The sequence below is a fragment of the Microcoleus sp. T2B6 genome, from assembly GCF_036700475.1.
In the GTDB taxonomy this organism is placed as follows: domain Bacteria; phylum Cyanobacteriota; class Cyanobacteriia; order Cyanobacteriales; family Microcoleaceae; genus Microcoleus.
In genome coordinates, this window is record NZ_JAUBOZ010000027.1 from 49,946 (window position 1) to 69,406 (window position 19,461).

The following is a 19,461-nucleotide window of genomic DNA, read 5'->3' on the forward strand; positions in this document are numbered from 1 at the left end:
TGAAACGATCGCGGTACGTTTCCTCTGTCGCTGGCTTTGAGCCGCAATTAACCAAACTCCCTATCAGGGATTGAAACAGCGACCAAAGATTGATTGCGCTTGGTTTCGGGTGCGCCGCAATTAACCAAACTCCCTATCAGGGATTGAAACCTGCCTGCAATTCTGGGGCCGGTGCCGTCGCAGCTTCTACGCCGCAATTAACCAAACTCCCTATCAGGGATTGAAACAAGAATTAGCCAGCCAATTTGCTTACCACCTGCGGCCGCAATTAACCAAACTCCCTATCAGGGATTGAAACAACGGCATCTGCCCAGTCTGCAAATATGGCAGGAAGCCGCAATTAACCAAACTCCCTATCAGGGATTGAAACGGGAAGCCCAGAAATCGCCAGATGAGGAAAACCCAAGGCCGCAATTAACCAAACTCCCTATCAGGGATTGAAACCCTGCATAATTCCCGCTCCATTTATAGGTGGGTACGGCCGCAATTAACCAAACTCCCTATCAGGGATTGAAACGCTTGATCAGTGATGGCGCTGAACTTTCTATGGACTCAGGAGCCGCAATTAACCAAACTCCCTATCAGGGATTGAAACCTCTGTACCGTCCCCACTGCCATTCGCACGAGTCCGCCGCCGCAATTAACCAAACTCCCTATCAGGGATTGAAACGATTAGCTAGAATCCGGGCTGCAACGCTCAAAAGCCGCAATTAACCAAACTCCCTATCAGGGATTGAAACGAAATAGATTTGCTCTCTAATCTCTCCATACTCTGGCCGCAATTAACCAAACTCCCTATCAGGGATTGAAACACATACCCGCCCCAGGCTTACGATAAGAGGCTTCAGCCGCAATTAACCAAACTCCCTATCAGGGATTGAAACTTGATGTTTCGCGGGCTAAAAATTTTGGCTATTCTAAGCCGCAATTAACCAAACTCCCTATCAGGGATTGAAACTGGTTGCAGGTTTTATGGGCATCTCCTCGGGGTAATGGCCGCAATTAACCAAACTCCCTATCAGGGATTGAAACCAAGACAAAATATTGCAATCTATCCTCAAAGATCAAAAGCCGCAATTAACCAAACTCCCTATCAGGGATTGAAACCTTTCTTCCCACTTTTTTCCTTTCCTCCCTAATCCTAGCCGCAATTAACCAAACTCCCTATCAGGGATTGAAACCCTTCACTTGGATATTGAGCGGTCGATCGCATTTAGCCGCAATTAACCAAACTCCCTATCAGGGATTGAAACCCTGAAATTGTCGATCGCATCCAAAAATCATCTGTGCCGCAATTAACCAAACTCCCTATCAGGGATTGAAACCCAGAAAAAGGAGTGCGATCGCCCGACACAGTAGTAGGCCGCAATTAACCAAACTCCCTATCAGGGATTGAAACGCAGCAAATACATGGATCGAGCTGCAAATTGATGTAGCCGAGCCGCAATTAACCAAACTCCCTATCAGGGATTGAAACATGAAGCTCCCACTACGATCCAATCTAAGCACGCGATCCGCCGCAATTAACCAAACTCCCTATCAGGGATTGAAACAAGTTGGGGCGGTTTCTGTGCCATGATTATTTTGGCCGCAATTAACCAAACTCCCTATCAGGGATTGAAACAAGCTTTTATCATCAAGGACGCCAGAGAAAGAGAGCCGCAATTAACCAAACTCCCTATCAGGGATTGAAACCGGTTACGCCGGATTGACTACTACAGTACAGGCCAGCCGCAATTAACCAAACTCCCTATCAGGGATTGAAACTCAAAATAATTACCCAGTTCTTAAAAAGTTGAAAAGCCGCAATTAACCAAACTCCCTATCAGGGATTGAAACTCGTAGTAAAAAGTAATCCCCGGCTGGTAAAAATCGAGCCGCAATTAACCAAACTCCCTATCAGGGATTGAAACTAATTCGTGGATTTTTGGGCGATCACCATGACTGCCGCAATTAACCAAACTCCCTATCAGGGATTGAAACTCAAGAACCGCTGGCGAAGAATTAACTAGATTGCTGCCGCAATTAACCAAACTCCCTATCAGGGATTGAAACAAGTTACTTCCCTAGCAATCTGCCGTAAAGTTGGGCCGCAATTAACCAAACTCCCTATCAGGGATTGAAACAATTAAAATGGCGCCACCTAAAGGAAGTAGGAATGGGGCCGCAATTAACCAAACTCCCTATCAGGGATTGAAACCAAAAAACGCATCATTAGTAGTTGGCTCCACAGACGCAATTAAACTAAATCCCTATCAGGGATTGAAACTACAACTGCGACTATTCGGCGGCGGTCAGACTGCGCCGCAATTAAACTAAATCCCTATCAGGGATTGAAACCATTAATTTGGCTTTGTATCTTGCGATTACATCGTGCCGCAATTAAACTAAATCCCTATCAGGGATTGAAACACTTTCGGTCGCCCTCCCGCCACCGATAGTATTGCCATGCCGCAATTAAACTAAATCCCTATCAGGGATTGAAACATAATGCCGATAATATCCTCGTTGGCGTGTTTGGCCGCAATTAAACTAAATCCCTATCAGGGATTGAAACCTTAGTAACTCTTCTGCGTCGATCGTCCAATCTTGGCGCAATTAAACTAAATCCCTATCAGGGATTGAAACATCCTGAAAAGCACATGACGAACCTACAACTTTCAGCGCAATTAAACTAAATCCCTATCAGGGATTGAAACATAAATCGTTTGCCACCACCACCCACCCTCAAAGCCGCAATTAAACTAAATCCCTATCAGGGATTGAAACGAGACAATGTAAATCGCTTGACAAATGCGGTAGCACTGCCGCCGCAATTAAACTAAATCCCTATCAGGGATTGAAACGCCTATACTGAAAATCTGGAATGGGTGATCGAGTTAGGCCGCAATTAAACTAAATCCCTATCAGGGATTGAAACTCATACGGTGAACGAGATCGAATGAACGTTAGTGCCGCAATTAAACTAAATCCCTATCAGGGATTGAAACAATATTGATGTCGCCTTATCGGGACTAGATATTAAAGCCGCGATTAAACTAAATCCCTATCAGGGATTGAAACGAAAGTGGAAGCATTTGCTTCTGCGAACTCTTCCACTTTCAATAAGGTTTGGAGATAGAGTAAACAACAAAACAAAGGATTAGATTATGTCTATCACAATGATTCTTGAACTAATTTCCAACTCAAGTTCACCAAAAACTTCACACATATTGTCGTACAACGGTTTCGGAAAGGCTTCGGTCTTTATCGAACTCGGTGCTACAACAGTACGTGTGAAGTTTTTGGTAGAAGCGGGAGAAATCTCGTGGATTGGAGAGGCAAGTAAAGGAATACTTGAAGAAATACAGCAAGACATAGACAGAAATCTCAACCTAATGTTTGACCCTATAACCAATATAGTTCTAGGTTCAAAGAATGAACTTTTTATTGTCTCAGACAAGTTTGAAGTTCCAGACTTCAATGTCGGCGATATCGCCGACAGTATTTATTTTTCCACTAAGGAGTGGAAAATAATTAAAAAGTTTGGCGCGTTCGCCGACAAGAAAGTACATTTCGAGGTATGTGGAAATGTACTTTCTTTATCCGCGATCGCGCCTGATGGGATGATCGCAATGCAAACCCTTATCTTGGATCATCCGCTTCAAGACGGTGAGTCTGTGGAGTTCTCAGCTCCCAAAGAAGCCCTATTCGAGTCGGATCGTTCGATCTGCGTCGAAATAGGGCAAGAAAAAATAATAATCCAGTCAAGTGACATCGCAGCCATATGGGCGATAGATGTCAGCGAACCTCCGTTTTACCCAGGGTTAGTCCCTGAAGGGACGATCGAGATTGCGTTTCCTCAAAAGGAGTTAAAACCTTTACTTGAGAAAGGAGGAAAACTCAAAATCAACATCAATAAAAAAGGAATGGTGCAACTAAGAGATACGAACGGTCAACAGATAATGATTCAAATCAATGGAAGCTTTGACGTGCCTCCACGAACATCCTTTCAAATAATGGCAGATGCCATTGAGTCAGCCATCCGGCTGATCGGTACTGCAAAGTTGATCACCTTAGCACTCCCTGTGGGGCTTCAGTACATCGCTGTCAGTGCAGCAGCAGTTCGCTGCTTGTTGCCGACAGTCGTTAGCGCCGTCAAAGCGCTGACAACAGCGGAAATCACAAATCCAAAACCAGTGGTTTTGGAGTCCGAATCTGCCACCATCCTGGTGTACGACTCGGAAGTCACGATGACGGTTTCGACCGTCGAAAAATTAGAGATTTGGGAATCTCCCGAACCAGCTTCCCGGCAGGAAGCTATAGGGCAACTGAAATCTGCAACGAAAGTTGCCGAAAAAGTCCTCGATCACCTAGTTGACACAAAGGTTAAAGCGAAAAAACGGGAGATCGAGGAAGCTCTAGTGACACAATTACAATCCGTGGTGGATACAGAAAAAACTCAATCTATTTCTCCAGGAGATGCCATCAAGCAGATAGCCTCTGTAGCCGACTTGGTTGCAGAGGCTATCAACAGCATTCCAGTTAATGATACAAATACTGAGATCGCTTTAGCGATCGAGCAAACTCTGCTGACCGAAGCAAGATCCATGATAGACATGGAAAAAACCCAGTCCATATTCTCCAAGGAGGATGTGAAAAGGTTGACCAATGCGATCGTTAAGGCGATCGCCAGAATTGAGGCAATACACCTCAATACGCAAACCTGGGAAATCCAGGTAACGTTTAGTAAATAAAAAAGGGAGCGCATTTCAATTGAAGCCGCAATAACACTAAATCCCTATCAGGGATTGAAATTACAAAATAACTAATTTTCACTTCAAATGACAGTGACAATTCGGCTTTTCAATCAAAGACTCAACCAAAGCATTCAAAGCCACCGCCGCCAACAATCCGCCACCAAAAGTTCCAACCGTCGTAATATAAGCAACGCCCGATCGCACTAACCGCCGTTTCGCCACCGGAGAATGACTAAAACCGATCGGCATTCCAACTACCAAAGCCGGTTGCAGTTGCCCACACTCGATCGCATCGCAAACCGCCATCAGCACAGACGGCGCATATCCTATCACCAATATACATCCCTTTTCGAGTTTCAACAACTTTTCAAACCACTCACCCTGCCGCCAGAATTCCTGTTCCGCTTCCGCCGCAGCATTGATGTGCGGGTCATCAATTAAAGTTGCAATACTTGTTCCCAAATGCGCCAATCTAGTCCCATCCAAAGCCGCAAAAACAGGCGGCACATCAGCCACAATTTGACACTGATTTTTCAAAGCTTCCCGCGCCGATTTAATCGCCGTTGCGCTCAACTTCACAAACGGCAGCAGCGAACAATCTCCGCAGGCTAACACCAGTTTAGAAAGCAAGTCTACCTCAATTTCCGAGCGATCGGCCAAATCCGGCAACAAAAGCTGCAACGACTCCCCAAAATCCTCCGGGTGAGTGTGCGCCCCCGCATCCCAACCCTCCCAAAGTTGTTCCAACTCATCCAACCCCCCCTCACTTTCCGCCTGCAACAGCCTTAATTGCGCCAATGCGTCCGCTTGCACCGCTTGACAGGAAATATCCCGTCCCAGCAATCCTTCCAGCGCCGAAGCCGTTTCTCTGAGGCGAACAATTTGCTGAATAACCGACAGATATTGCCGTTGCAGAGTCGCCATCAGCGCGTCAGGCGAAGCATCCGCATCAGTTTCTAACAGTTTGCGAATGTGAGACAGTTGAAAGCCTTGCTGCTTGAGTGCCACTATTCTTTGCAGCCTTTGCACATCGCTGCGGGTATACAATCTGTAGTTAGAGGTCGATCGTACCGCCGGAGATAGCAGCCCCAAAGCGTGATAATGTCGCACCATCCGAGGGGTAATTGTGCCTTTTACCGCTTCTGTAAGTTGTTTGATTGTCAGGTATTCTTGCATTGGATTTTTGGATTTTGGGATTGTATATGTGGCTTTCTGATTCACCCGCAATCCTAGGAGTGAATCAATTCCCACGCATTCACCCACAGTCCGCCGGGGATTGAAATCCCCGTCTCATAGCAGAAGTCGGTTAAAACCGACTGAAACATTAAATTCAATTCTCAACTATCTTCAGTCCTCTTTCAGAGGACTTACGCTATGAGACAGGGAATTCATTCCCTGTCGGACTGTCGGATGTAACGAATGACAAGTTGAAGGCGAGGGCCTTGAGATTCACCCACAGTCCTAGGAGTGATTGAAATCCCACGCATTCACCCACAGTCCTAGGAGTGAATGAATTCCCCGTCTCATAGCAGAAGTCGGTTAAAACCGACTGAAACATTAAATTCAATTCTCAGCTATCTTCAGTCCTCTTTCAGAGGACTTGCGCTATGAGACAGGGAATTCATTCCCTGTCGGACTGTCGGACTCTGGTACTCAACGAGGGGCGAGTTGATGCTGGATTTATTTTGGTTTCACTCTTGACATTGACACTAATGTCAAGGTTTAGGGTAAAGGAGTCATCTACCAAATCAAATTTCCCCCATGACTCCCAATTCCCTCCCCAATTCTCGCCTCTGGCGCCTCGCAGAAGAACATCCAGATGCTGTGACTGCCGCCCTGTGCGGAATTCTAGTAATCTTGGGTTCGCTAGCCCTGCAATTCGGCTGGCTGGGCGTAGCCGTCTTAATCTTACCCGCAGCTTATGTTATCGGCGGCTATTCCAGTACCCGCGAAGGCTTAACAACCCTTTTTCAAGAACGCGAATTAGATGTAGATTTGTTAATGATTGTCGCTGCTTTGGGCGCGGCCGGTTTAGGGCTATGGCGGCAAGAATATCATTTAATTGTTGACGGTGCGGTGTTGATTTTAATCTTTGCAATTAGCGGCGCGCTTGAAGGTTATGCTATGCAGCGGACTGAACGCAGCATCCGCAGTTTGATGAGTTTGACTGCGGATACTGCTAGGGTGGTAATGTACGGCGGGGAACGGGAATTTGCGATCGACAAATTGGAAATTGGCGATTACATTTTAGTCAAGCCCGGAGAAATCATCCCCACAGATGCGATAATTATAGAAGGCTACAGTGCGATCGATCAAGCCTCGATTACCGGCGAATCGATGCCCGTGGAAAAAACCAGCGGCGATGAAGTCTATGCAGGTACAATAAACGGTGTCGGCGCGCTGAAACTCGAAGTTCATAAAACTCCAGAAAGCAGCTTGATTCAGCGAGTGATTCGGCTAGTCCAAGAAGCGCAAACAGCAGCGCCGCCTTCTCAAATGTTTGTGGAAAAATTCGAGCGCGGTTATGCCAAATTAATTGTCGGTTTAGGCTTGCTTCTCGCAACTTTGCCGCCCTTTGTTTTGGGCTGGAATTGGGAAGAGACAATCTATCGGGCGCTGATTTTCCTAGTAGTCGCATCCCCCTGCGCGCTGATGGCTTCGATTATGCCGGCGCTGCTTTCGGGAATTGCTAATGGGGCGAGACAGGGGATTTTGTTTAAAAGTGGCGCGCAATTAGAGATGATTGGTAAAGTCAGGGCGATCGCCTTTGACAAAACCGGAACACTCACCACGGGAAAACCAGAAGTTATCCAAATTGTACCAGCAGCCGGATATACTGAAACAGAAGTTCTGCAATTGGCAGCAGCCCTAGAAGCTCATTCCGAACACGCGATCGCCTCTGCAATTGTCAGCGCCGCCCAGCAGCAACAGTTACAATTGTCAACCGCTACCGACGTACAAGCAAAAATCGGTCAAGGAATTGTCGGCAAAGTCAACAATCAAATCATAGCCATTGGTAAAGCCGAATTTGTCGAAGCAACTTCCGAATTAACTCAAAGCAGCCAGCAGTTGCAAGCCGAAGGTAAAACAGTTGTTTGGGTAGCAAAGAACGATCGGCTTTTGGGAATCATTGCAGTAGCAGATACCCTCCGCCCCGAAGCAGCAGCAACAGTAAAACGCTTGCAAAAATTAGGCGTAGAACATATAATTATGCTAACAGGCGACAACGAGAAAACAGCTCAACACATCGCCCGTCAATTAGGCATCAAAGAAGTCTACGCCGAACTTTTGCCAGAAGACAAAGTGCAGGCAATAAAACAACTGCAAACCCAGTATCAAACTGTAGCAATGGTAGGAGACGGCATCAACGACGCCCCCGCCCTCGCTCAAGCTTCCGTCGGCATTGCGATGGGAATTTCCGGCAGCGACGTTGCTTTAGAAACTGCTGATATAGTATTAATGGCAGATAAATTAGAGCAACTAGCTAAAGCAATTAGTTTAGGCCGCCGCGCTCAAAAAATTGTCAAACAAAACATTGTTTTTGCACTCAGTTGCATTATAGTGTTACTGGCTGCCAATTTTCTCGGAAACATCACCATGCCTTTCGGCGTAATCGGTCACGAAGGCTCTACAGTAATAGTAACATTAAGCGGTTTGCGACTCCTGAGAAATTAGATAACACGAAAAAACCGCGATTAAATCGAGGCAGAGCAAGAGTTAAATTCGTTTCCAGGCAAAGCCCATTGGTGACAGTTTAATGTTAAACTAACTGTCTCTCTTGTTTATATCGAAGCCTAGATCCCCCCTAACCCCCCTTAACAAGGGGGGGACAAGATTCTTCTCAAAGTCCCCCTTTTTAAGGGGGATTTAGGGGGATCTAGACTCAACTACAAGCGACATTTATTATGAGTTTCAGTCTTAAGCTGTTACCAATGGGCCGAGCCTGGGAACGAGAATCCGATCTGCGTTCATCTGCGGTTTAAAAATCCAAATATTAAGAAAAACTACAATTTGTGTTTGCGTCACTCAAAACACGCTACCGTCAAAAGTATAGAATCATACCAAAATCAGAAGTTGCTCGAAACTGCAATAAAAATTAACCTAGAAAAAGTCTAGAAAATGATAGAGAACTGATTGCACCAAGAGCAATGGAAAACAAGTTTTCTGTTGGAGGCTATTATGAACCACAAAGTCCTTGGGGCCACGCGGAACGTTGCAATTGTTGGCCCTTATTTAAGCGGTAAAACCGCACTGCTCGAAAGTTTGCTGTCGGTGACAGGAACAATTACCCGCAAAGGAAATGTCAAAGATGGCAATACAATAGGTGATAGTTCGCCGGAAGCACGCGATCGCCAAATGAGCGTAGAAGTAAACGCCGCCACCGCTGAATATCAAGGCGTCCGCTTCACATTTCTCGACTGTCCGGGCTCGGTAGAATTTGCCCAAGAAACTTACAATGCACTCATCGGTGTGGATGCGGCGATAATTGTTTGCGAACCCGTTGCCGATCGCACTTTAACCCTGGCACCCCTGTTTAAATTCCTCGACGATTGGGAAATTCCCCACCTAGTTTTCATCAACAAGATCGATCGAGCTTACACAGACGAAACTACTTGCGGCACCAACTTCACCGAGGTGATCGACGCGCTCAAATCCGTTTCCAGTAGACCGATCGTACCTCACCAATATCCGATCGGCAAAAACGAACAAATCATCGGTTTTATCGACTTAGTAACCGAACAAGCTTACCACTACCATCCGGGCGCCGCCGCAGATCCCGTCCCGCTTCCAGAACACCTCAAAGCAGAAGAAAGCGCAGCGCGGCAGCAAATGCTCGAAGAATTGGCGAATTTTGACGACCATTTACTCGAAGAATTGCTCGAAGAAATCAATCCCGACGCCGAAGAAATTACCCGCGATTTAAAGATGGAATTAGGCGCAGATTTAATTGTGCCAGTATTCATCGGCATCGCCGAACAAGATTTCGGCGTGCGGCCTCTGCTGGAAGCTTTGCTGAGGGAAGCGCCGACACCGGAAACAACAGCCGATCGCCGTGGCATTATACAAAGTGAAAACAAAGTTCTAGCTCAAATCCTCAAAACCTATTACACACCGCAAGGAGGCAAACTATCGTTAGTGAGAATGTGGCGGGGGACGCTGGCAGACGGAGCAAATTTGAACGGCGTTCGAGTTAACGGTTTGTACCGCTTGACCGGTCAGCAAACGCAAAGTTTGCAGTCTGTCAGCGCCGGGGAAATTGTGGCTTTTGGAAGGCTAGAAGGCTTGAAAACAGGCGATACGCTGGCCCTAGACCGATCGGAAGAATTGCCAAAAGCCGAAATCATCCCGCCTGTCTACGCACGGGCGATCGTCCCAGAAAAGCGCAACGATGAAGTTAAGCTGAGTTCCGCTTTAGCTAAATTGCTAGAAGAAGACCCATCTTTAGTCTGGGAACAGCACGGCGACACTCACGAAATTATACTTTGGGGTCAAGGCGAAATCCACCTGAAAGTAGCCTTAGACAGGTTGCGCCGCAAGTATAACTTGCCGATGGTAACTCACTTACCGCAAGTGCCGTACAAAGAAACCATCCGCAAACCTGCATCTTCCATCCACGGGCGCTACAAACACCAAAGCGGCGGACACGGACAGTTTGGCGACGTGTACCTCGACATTCAACCGCAGCCTCGCGGAGAAGGTTTCACCTTTAGCGACAAAATAGTCGGCGGCGTCGTCCCAAAACAGTACATTCCCGGCGTGGAAGTGGGAGTGCGCGAGTATTTGGATCGCGGCCCGCTGGGTTTCCCGGTGGTAGACGTAGCGGTGACGCTGACGAACGGTTCCTATCATACCGTTGACAGTTCCGAACAAGCTTTCAAGCAAGCGGCGCGTTTGGCGATGCAGGAGGGAATGGCCAAGTGCGAACCGGCATTGCTGGAGCCGATCGCCAAAGTTGAAATTTGCGCTCCGAACGAGTGTACATCAAAGGTGTTGCAGTTGGTCAGCGGACACCGCGGCCAAATTCTCGGCTACGAAGGTAAGAAAGACTGGAAGGGATGGGATGCAGTTTCTGCTTATTTGCCGATCGCAGAAATGCAGAATTTGATCCTAGAATTGCGATCGCAGACAATGGGAGTAGGATTTTTTAATTGGGAGTTCGATCGACTGCAAGAAGTGCCGGAACCTTTAGCTAAGCGGGTTTTGCTAACGACTGGCGGCAATGGAAACGGTAACGGTAAAAGTTAGGTAATTGTCTTAAAAAACCCGGTTTCTTCAATAAACCGGGTTTTTGCACGAGTTGCCATTTAAGTTTATTGCGATCGATTCCCATTTACCTCACATCTTGCACCATTCTCAAGAACAGGCTTTCCGGCCTGTTCCACAAAGAGTGAATTTTCTTGTGGAACAGGCCGGAAAGCCTGTTCATAAAAAGCTTATTGAGAATGGTGCAACATCTGAGATTTACCTGATTATTCAGTTAAGTTACTTAACGCTGAAATAATATTCTCAGCTAGCATTAACGCATTTCTCGCTTCTCTTTGCAAGTTAAACATAGTATCTTCATAATCAGCTTTATTCCTAAGTTCTCTCAATCTGCTTAAATTTTCACCTATTTTGACCATGTTTTTCTTTTTAGTTGGGTGGTATATAAATTCTTCTGCTACATATTGATGTTCGTTGATATCGCGATTCTTACGAAAAAGTCTTGGGTCTTTTTCAATGTCGCGCAAGTAATTTCGCGCTAGGCAAAATGTCGAATAGTATGCTCTACTTATCGCCGATCGCAACTTGGCTTCCCTGTTAGGTGAACTTTCACTATTGGTGGCTGCTAACTCTTGAGCTAAATTCAAATATTCAGACCAATCAAATCTCATTTGACTCCCATTCAAGGCTAATATGTAAATCATTTTTGGGGGCAGCTATTTTAGCTTCGAGCCACCAACTATCATCAAGGATGTTTAACTTTGCAAAAGCTTCCTCGACATCGAGCTTGGTATAAATGGTAATCCACAGCGATCGCCAGTTGGCAATTTCTGGGTCGGTTTTCACTTCCAAGCCTAATATTTCCGTAGGAAATAGCGCTCGAATGCGATCGTAACCTTCCAGAATCAAAGGTGCGATCGCTTCTTGTTCGATGATGATTTGAAAACTTTCTAGCGGGTTTTCAACCGCGTACAGGCTTTTGATTTTATTAAAAGATGCAATTAAATTGTCAAAGGCTTTAGCTATTTCAGAGGGATTTTCCACTTCTCCTGGCGGCTGAGGAAAGGAAGGGCTTAAATTTGCAGCATCCGTGCTGTAAATGCTGTCACTTGTCGGCTGGTATCGTTTGTCTTTTGATTTTGCTTGGTACTGCTCTTTTAAGTCGAGGCGTTCTTTTGTGTAAATTTCGTTCAGAGTGTTGTTTTGTTCGGCTAATTTTTCAAAAGCCAATATCGCAGAACTTATGATACTATCTTCCAACTCGCCAAGTTGAATAGATGAATCTAGTTGAGCTAAAGTAGCCCCAATGGCTTGTAGCCGAATAATATCTGTTGTTTTCATAATAGTCGATGGTTGGGAAGTTAGGGATTAACTTTACCAGTAATCGTGAAACCTGCCCAGTGATAGAGAGCGGCATAAGGCGGTTCATCAGACTCCATTTTAGCATTATTTCTGCGGATTAGGTTAGCTTCGTCTCTCAAATCTTGACTGCAACTGGAATTGTACGTTACTTTAGCCAATTCGAGATACCAGTCGGATAGTTCGCTGTAGGTAATAGTTCGGAGCCATTTTTGTGCTTCTTTGAGGGCTAGTGCCGGATGTAACTTATTTTGGCAACGCTGTTCGTTCAGAATTTCATAGAATCGAATCATCATTAATGCGGTAGAAATCTCATCAACTATCCAGAGAGTGCTGAGGGCGTAAACAGCACCCGCAGCTAAAAAGCTGCTGGCTAAACCGACAAATTCATCTATCAGTTCTTCTTTTCCTGTTATGCCTGTTTCGCAAGCGGAAAGGCAGACTAGATAATAGCTTTTTAAATCGAATTTGGCGATTTCTTCTGAAGTTAGAGGCTGTTTGTTTTTCAGAATTAACGCTGACTGGGACGGCTGTTTTGTGTTGTGGTAGGCGTGACCTGTAAAATGGAATATGTCAGCAGCTTGTTGCAGAGCTTCTTTAAGATTGTCTGTGGTAGCTTGTGAACTGGAGATGGTATTGCAGTTAAGGTGAAAATTTGCGATCGCCGAGGCTTCTATTTCAGCAAAAAGTAATGGATCGGGGCTTTCTACCAACAGCAGAGACATTGAAGGTGAGGGTTTTCTGTCTAATCTGTCTATCCCAGGTTGGATGCTGGGCAGATAAGTGATAGTGAAAAGATTATCGGAGAATAAAAAGTGCAGTGGCAGCAGGTGCAAGTCGCGGTGGGGAATTAAGATTAAGTGTTGGATATTGGTGAGGTGCGTACAAATTTCGGGAATTTTGAGGATGTCAGCGAGTTCTTGCAATTGCGCTGTCATTGACTCGCGCCAGGGATGGGATTCTTTGGTTTGCTGTTTGCTGGTAGTATTGCCGTAATTTTGATAGTTGGTTTTCCATTCTTTCAACCATTTTTCTAAACTCTGACTGTTGTCCCTTGGGGATAAGTCGCACAGAGGTGTGGCGATAACTTCCAAATTGTCTAGGGTAATGATAAAAGCAGTCAGGGAAACTGGGCTGAGATGCCAGTAAATAATCGCCGTTTCGGTGTTGTTTGCCAGTAACTCTCGGATTTTGGGATAAGTTGGGCTGGCGGTGCGGTTTTGGGAACCTGCGCGCATCCATTGCAGGCAAAAGTTTTTTCGCGATTCGGCTTTTTCCAGGGCATTTACTTTGTCGTCAGACTCGACGAGGGTATCGACTTCTAACTGGTAAAGTCCGGCAAATTTGCGCTGGAGTCGCAATTTTATTTCGGGGTGAGTTTCATTGTCTAAAATTAATTGTTCTAGCAGGATAGTAGCTTCGGTAAGGTACTCGCTAGCTTTGGGATCTCCCAAGCTGCTGGAGACGGTAATTAAGCCTTGCATTACTTCTACATAAGTTTCTGGGATTAGGGGCGATTTCAATAATTCGCGGGCTTTTTTGTAGCTGGCTTTGGCTTTGTGGAAACAGTCAAAATAAGTGGCGGTTTGTTTTCCGTGTATGTAGTGGGCCAAACCTTTTGCCTGGTGCAATTTGCCATAAGCAAGGCGATAGTCGTGGTTAGTGGGCTGATATTTCTCTAAGCCTTCATCCCAGTTTTGAATGGCTTCATTGTAGCGCCCGGAGTTGAAAAATGCCCAACCTCGATTTTCCCAAGGTTGCCTTAATTGATCGCCTGTAATTTCTAAGGCTTTCTCGAAGGCTGCAATCGCCTCTCTGTTGTGGCCCAAATTTTTTAGGGCATTGCCCAGCCCGTTCCAGGCATTGTGGTATTTGGGGTCAATTTCTAAGGCTTTGTCGCAGGCTGCTTTTGCCTCAATGTAGCGCCCCAGATTATTTAAGGTAGCGCCCAGCCCGTTCCAGGCATGGTGGAATTTGGGGTCAATTTCTAAGGCTTTCTCGAAGGCTGCTTTTGCCTCACTGTACCGGCCAAAACTATGTAAGGTAGCGCCCAGCCCGTACAAGGCAGGGTTGGAGTTGGGGTCAATTTCTAAGACTTTCTCAAAGGCTGCTTTTGCCTCACTGTAGCGGCCCAAATTAATTAGGGCATTGCCCAGCCCGTTCCAGGGTATGTGACATTTGGGGTCAATTTCTAAGACTTTCTCAAAGGCTGCTTTTGCCTCACTGTAGCGACCAAAACCATTTAGGGCATTGCCCAGCCCGTTCCAGGCCTCGTGGAATTTGGGGTAAATTTCTAAGGCTTGCTTGTAGGCTGCGATCGCCCCTTTTAAATCTCCTGCAGAATAACATTCTCGTCCTTGGTTATATAATTCTTCTGCCTCTGGATTGACTTCTATATTTTCAGTTATCACCGATGGATTATCCGTCGGAGTCGCACTCAAACTCTGCCTTGCCAACAATCGAGTAACAATATTTTCATTCCCAACAGATGAATCATCCGCAGGAGTCTGACTCAAATTCTTCCCATCCAACAATCGAGTAACAATATTTTCATTCCCAACCGATCGCCCTTCCTCATCCTTCCGATTTAAACTCTCCCCAGCCAACAATTCCCTACCAATCTTCCCAGCAACCTCACTAATTCTCCCACAATTCATCTCACCCAGCCGCACCATTCGCCCACCCAATTCTAAATTGGTTTCCGGGGATACCAGCAACCTGTCTCCAAATTCTTGCAGCCAGTTTTCCCACTCAGCATCTTTGATTTTGCAGCCGATTAAAAAGCCTTTAATATCGCCCCGACTCCAGCCTTGTTCAACTCCTTCTAACAGTTGCAAAAATTTCTGTTCGTATTCCCCAAAAGTGCGAATCGGAGTTGGCTTTGGCGCTGGGGGTACTGGTTTGCGGAATCGCCGCTGAATTTGCTGCCACAGGTTGAGGATGCGTTGCCAAATTTGTCGGAACATTGGCTGGGTGGATGATGTGTTGTTGGAGATTGTAGCAGATTTTGGGGGTGAATGTACATTTTGCGCGTTGATGTCGATTTAATTACCAAATGTCGTAGGGGCGGGTTCACCAACAATATATAACGACGATCGACAATTCATATAAACCCGCCCCCACCCACCATAAATCTGAATGTACATTAATATTATTCGTTGGGTTGGGGCGGGTTTTTGAGATTGTTTTTTTCAGGCGATTATGGTTGGTAAAACCCGCCCCTACGATCGCAGAAATTACACAACAACGAATCAACGAGACATGATATTAGAGAACTCGATAATTCATCCGTGTATCCGTGTCAAAATCCGTGTCGTGCCTTCTTCCTTACCCTAAAAAGAAATAATCAAGTAACCATTCAGGAACTTAGCACCAGTAACAGATTTCCCCGTTAGCGCCGGAGGCAGCAAAATATTGCGCCGCTGATCGCCCGCTTCGATCGTCACTTCCGGCCCCGATTGAATCAATTTAATTTCTTTCTTGTCAAACCCAGGCAAAAACAAACTAACTTGACGCTGTGCAATGTTTATGTTAATGGGTTTAGGAGCTTTTGCGGCCTCCGAAAAATCTGGCAAAGCATCAATTAGCGGCTGCCAATTATTGTCACTGTGCGCCGGAACCGAAACAGCCGTCAAAGGATCAAACTCGGCAGTAATAGCTTCTGTAACCGATGCTTGATTAACAATGACACCGCCCACAGTCAAACTAACTTGTTGAGAACTTCCCCAAAGATAGCGAGCAGTTGCGATCGCACTTGCATCTCCAGTCGTCACCAAAAAAGCCGCCGTGCGGTTGGGATCTGCCAGCGCTTCCTTACCCTTATCCAAAAGATTATCGACTTGCTTAGTAGATTGAAAAGCATTGTCTCCCGACAAATCCACCGTCAACACCGTACTGACAACCGGTTGAATAAAAGGTGAAAGCGCTTTACCCAAATCCGAATCTACCAAAGCTTGACGGAACCTGCGGATGTACCAACTCAGAATTTCCGGCATTCCCAGCATCCGCAGCGTATCCATGCCGCCATTGCCGTCATAAACAATTACATCGTATTGTTTGCTGTCCTCGTATTCCCGAAGTTCGTTCAACGCCAGCGCGCTGTCCATTCCCGGCAACACTCCTAATTCTTGGCCGTAAATCTGCTTGAAAAACGGAGTACGGACATATTGAGCTTCTAGTTGTTTAATTTCGTCCCACCTGCGTTCTACCAGCGGCGCGCTTTGCACCTGAACTGCTTTGAGGTTGGGGGCGATTTCCTGGGGGCTGAGAGTCAGGGGAACTCCTAGCAGAATACCCAATGCAGGGCCCGGATCTTGGCCGAGCAGCAGAACTCGCTTGCCTTGAGCCGCGTATTTTTTAGCTGTTGCGATCGCGATCGTACTGCGGCCAGTGCCACCTTTGCCCAAAAATGTCAAAATCAAAGCCATTTTCTGTTCTCACTGCCAAAGCTTACTCTTTAATATTTAACTCAATTGGCGTAAGTCCCACGCTGTAATTGTACTCAATTGGGCGTTGGGATATAAGCCAAGCAAGGTCTATAACAAAGATATCCAATTCCCTGAATTTCTAACAAAAACGTTTAAGATATAAGTGGTTGCGACCCACTCACTCGGCTGAAATACAGAACGGTCATAGTAGCAATAGTATGCTTACCGGGAAACTGCCAGAGAAAGGAGGAAAAAGCAGACCGCTGGTTGGTAAGGTAAGTCCCGCCGTAAAAAATAAGCCAAGTTTGCTGTACGAAGAAAGGTTTTTTGGTCTTGGGAAACAGGACTTCTGCGTGGGTTCCCTATGAAGGGATAAAGGCTGCAAAGCCAGAAATGCGGTGTAAGACTCCGATCGGCTTAGATGTCGAATCTCAGCAATGAGATCCCCAATAGAGCAACGGCAGACGAGACACGAAGCCTATACACTCACCGAAGGTCAGTGCTAGGTATTTCACGCGCAACCTTCAGCCAGAGTCGGGGAGGGGGCAGAGTGGAGGAAGAGGAGAGTCGGTGAGTGGGAGAGTGGGAGAGGGGAAGAATTGGGAAAATTTTTCCTCTTCCTTCTTCCTTCTTCCTTCTTCCTTCTTCCTTCTACATCTGTTAAACGGGTTCTAGCTCATCTTCAAAGAACCAAGTCGCAAAACCGTCAAACTTGACAACCACGCCTACTCCGCTACCGTCAACCATTCTGAATCCGTCAACAGTGCCTACTGGATTCTCCTTTATCTTGCCCACTATATTTGCAGGTATCCGATCTCTGAGACGGCGCACCTTGACTCTCTGACCTACTTCTATTGCCACTGAAATTGTTCTCCTGCTCTATATAACCTATATACAACCGTTTATTTTACAGTTTGGCGTCTACTTCGGAACAGCCACACCAGCAGCCGATCGCTCCCTATGATTTTCCCTCGAAATTTCCACCAACTTTCCCTAAAAGACGGTATTCTAGTCGGAGTGCGTCGATCGTCTACCCTGATTCGCTTGGGTTTGCTTCATAAGGTTTCACAGCGGCTAGCTCCACTGGCAGAGGCTGTTCACCACTTAGATAATTATTTTTTATTGCTTCGCAAAAAGAAGTTTTTTATTAATTGCCACAACTACAGAATTTATCCCAAATTAGTCATCCTTCCGGCAGAGGCCAAAAGGCCTTCACAGGCAGTAATTAATTTTATGTTTGCTATATATAAATCTGCCCTCTCTAACGTTGACATCGGCGAAATTTCATGCTGCCAAAGACTTTGAGTCGGGTTGGCCAAATTTCCCGAAGCTCAGATTTTAGTAAAATGCCATGTTGTAACAGTTTACTAAAATCTGACAATAAAAAGAAGGTTTAATGCTAAGCTTCCCTGCTGAGAAAGTTAATTTTTGCTGCTTTTTTACGGCCTAAAAAATGGAACGATTTCCGGATGTATGCCGTCTGATAGAGGAAAGGAAGTCGAGGAACTTCAATATGACAAAATTGAAATTATGAATAAAATTTTTACGTGTGGGCGATCGACCAAAATTCCGCTCCTAAGTTTGTCCTTGGCTGTGCTGGCCCTTGTGCAGCTTGGTCGTGGGACGATCGCCAGTCCGCCCTCTCCATCCCCCAAACAGCCGTCGAACGCTACTAAAATTGTCTCGGTCGATCGACCGCCAGCATTGCCAACCGCCTCCCAATCTCCAACAAATACGGCAACTGTGGCGGCGAATTCATCCCCAGCAGAGACGATAAAGGCTCAGGGAACAGCGACTGGGCGATCGCTCGAAATAGAAGAAATTCGGGGTACAGTCAGCTTTAAAGGGCGGCCAGCGGTTGTGGGCGATCGGCTACTCGCCCCCGGAGACGAAATCATCACCGGCCCCGATTCCACAGCCCGTTTAGGCATCGACAACAACATCGGCGTGGTGGAAGTTGCCGAAAAAACCGCAGTCAGAATATCCAATTTGTCAAGCAGTGCAGGTGGCGAAAAAGACACAGCGATTTTTGTCAGCAGGGGGCGAGTCAGATTGTCGATCGGCAAAACTGCTGCGACAACTCCCGCAGCCAACACCTCAACAATTATCCCGCCGAACCAAATAGTCGCCCTCAATACCTTCAGCGGACTCGGCAAATCCAGTCAAATTGCCCAAAAAACCCGTTCTGCCAAAAGGGCCCCAGTCAGGGTTGAAACCCCAGAAGGCGTTGCCGGAGTCCGCGGCACCTCCTTTGGCGTCAGCGTCGGCGGCGGCAAAACCGCAGTCGAAACTATTGAAGGTCAAGTCGTAGTATCCGGCAACACCGACTCGGAAGTAGTTCTCAACAGCGGCAACTCCACGACTATTTTCCCTCAAACCCCGCCCGTGGCGCCCTCAGCCAGCCCTCGCCTAGCTCAACTCAAAGTCCGCAGTTTGTTGAGACTCAGCGGCAATATCTATAGCCTCAGCGGTCAAATTAACCCGATCGACACAGTTTATGTCCACAACGAAGAGATTAAGATCGATCGAAAGGGCAACTTCAAAATCCAAGGAATTTTACCGCCAAGCCGCCGCCTCAAAATCTTAGTGCGAGGCCCGTCAGTCACAGAAAGGCATTACAGCTTCGCAGTTCGCTAAACAACCTATCGTCGCGAGTAATATACGCGGGCAGTCTCTGAGGACGTGAGTTATATCCTAAGTCCTATCTGGGTTGATTATTTTGTGTAGGTGCG

At 46.4% G+C, this 19,461-nt stretch carries 10 protein-coding genes and 1 CRISPR repeat array (1 of these 11 running past the window's edge); of the genes, 4 read left to right on the forward strand and 6 right to left on the reverse strand.

Annotation, left to right across the window (positions count from 1 at the left end):
• A CRISPR array of direct repeats spans positions 1–3,063; the repeat unit is 37 nt; unit sequence GCCGCAATTAACCAAACTCCCTATCAGGGATTGAAAC (it extends 684 nt beyond the left edge of the window).
• A gap of 86 nt (positions 3,064–3,149) precedes the next feature.
• Positions 3,150–4,736 (forward strand): hypothetical protein, encoded by a 1,587-nt coding sequence (locus QUA00_RS14515; protein ID WP_333410056.1) that lies wholly within the window; start codon positions 3,150–3,152, stop codon positions 4,734–4,736.
• A gap of 78 nt (positions 4,737–4,814) precedes the next feature.
• Here QUA00_RS14515 and QUA00_RS14520 read toward each other — a convergent pair whose 3' ends face one another.
• Complete coding sequence (locus QUA00_RS14520) at positions 4,815–5,915, reverse strand: precorrin-8X methylmutase (RefSeq protein WP_333410057.1); 1,101 nt, start codon at positions 5,913–5,915, stop codon at positions 4,815–4,817.
• A gap of 585 nt (positions 5,916–6,500) precedes the next feature.
• On the opposite strand from QUA00_RS14520, the gene QUA00_RS14525 reads away from it, so the two are divergent.
• Together QUA00_RS14525 and QUA00_RS14530 are read left to right on the forward strand one after the other, a co-directional pair.
• Complete coding sequence (locus QUA00_RS14525; RefSeq protein ID WP_333410058.1) at positions 6,501–8,414, forward strand: heavy metal translocating P-type ATPase; 1,914 nt, start codon at positions 6,501–6,503, stop codon at positions 8,412–8,414.
• A gap of 504 nt (positions 8,415–8,918) precedes the next feature.
• The gene (locus tag QUA00_RS14530; RefSeq protein WP_333410059.1) at positions 8,919–10,985 is read left to right on the forward strand and encodes an elongation factor G; all 2,067 of its coding nucleotides are present in this window, start codon (positions 8,919–8,921) and stop codon (positions 10,983–10,985) included.
• A 224-nt stretch (positions 10,986–11,209) separates the two neighbouring features.
• Here QUA00_RS14530 and QUA00_RS14535 read toward each other — a convergent pair whose 3' ends face one another.
• From QUA00_RS14535 to petP, 5 genes are all read right to left on the reverse strand, one after another.
• Positions 11,210–11,614, reverse strand: a complete 405-nt coding sequence (locus QUA00_RS14535; RefSeq protein ID WP_333410060.1) for a HEPN domain-containing protein — start codon at positions 11,612–11,614, stop codon at positions 11,210–11,212.
• Positions 11,604–12,284, reverse strand: coding sequence for a hypothetical protein (locus tag QUA00_RS14540; protein ID WP_333410061.1), 681 nt, complete (start codon positions 12,282–12,284; stop codon positions 11,604–11,606). Before QUA00_RS14540 ends, QUA00_RS14535 begins: the two co-directional genes overlap by 11 nt.
• 20 nt (positions 12,285–12,304) lie before the next feature.
• On the reverse strand, positions 12,305–15,268 hold the full coding sequence (locus QUA00_RS14545) for a tetratricopeptide repeat protein (protein ID WP_333410062.1): 2,964 nt from the start codon (positions 15,266–15,268) through the stop codon (positions 12,305–12,307).
• A 366-nt stretch (positions 15,269–15,634) separates the two neighbouring features.
• A complete protein-coding gene (locus QUA00_RS14550; protein ID WP_333410063.1) occupies positions 15,635–16,729 on the reverse strand; it encodes a Get3/ArsA fold putative tail anchor-mediating ATPase NosAFP in 1,095 nt (364 codons plus the stop codon).
• A 660-nt stretch (positions 16,730–17,389) separates the two neighbouring features.
• The gene (petP, locus tag QUA00_RS14555) at positions 17,390–17,590 is read right to left on the reverse strand and encodes a cytochrome b6f subunit PetP (protein WP_172186826.1); all 201 of its coding nucleotides are present in this window, start codon (positions 17,588–17,590) and stop codon (positions 17,390–17,392) included.
• A 669-nt stretch (positions 17,591–18,259) separates the two neighbouring features.
• Here petP and QUA00_RS14560 point away from each other — a divergent pair.
• The gene (locus QUA00_RS14560; RefSeq protein WP_333410064.1) at positions 18,260–19,366 is read left to right on the forward strand and encodes a FecR domain-containing protein; all 1,107 of its coding nucleotides are present in this window, start codon (positions 18,260–18,262) and stop codon (positions 19,364–19,366) included.
• The last annotated feature ends 95 nt before the right edge of the window (positions 19,367–19,461 follow it).

Excerpts from the sequence above, each read along its gene's own strand:
- QUA00_RS14515 (WP_333410056.1), top strand. The coding sequence starts at position 3,150 with ATGTCTATCACAATGATTCTTGAACTAATTTCCAACTCAAGTTCACCA.
- QUA00_RS14520 (WP_333410057.1), bottom strand. The coding sequence starts at position 5,915 with ATGCAAGAATACCTGACAATCAAACAACTTACAGAAGCGGTAAAAGGC.
- QUA00_RS14525 (WP_333410058.1), top strand. The coding sequence starts at position 6,501 with ATGACTCCCAATTCCCTCCCCAATTCTCGCCTCTGGCGCCTCGCAGAA.
- QUA00_RS14530 (WP_333410059.1), top strand. The coding sequence starts at position 8,919 with ATGAACCACAAAGTCCTTGGGGCCACGCGGAACGTTGCAATTGTTGGC.
- QUA00_RS14535 (WP_333410060.1), bottom strand. The coding sequence starts at position 11,614 with ATGAGATTTGATTGGTCTGAATATTTGAATTTAGCTCAAGAGTTAGCA.
- QUA00_RS14540 (WP_333410061.1), bottom strand. The coding sequence starts at position 12,284 with ATGAAAACAACAGATATTATTCGGCTACAAGCCATTGGGGCTACTTTA.
- QUA00_RS14545 (WP_333410062.1), bottom strand. The coding sequence starts at position 15,268 with ATGTTCCGACAAATTTGGCAACGCATCCTCAACCTGTGGCAGCAAATT.
- QUA00_RS14550 (WP_333410063.1), bottom strand. The coding sequence starts at position 16,729 with ATGGCTTTGATTTTGACATTTTTGGGCAAAGGTGGCACTGGCCGCAGT.
- QUA00_RS14560 (WP_333410064.1), top strand. The coding sequence starts at position 18,260 with ATGAATAAAATTTTTACGTGTGGGCGATCGACCAAAATTCCGCTCCTA.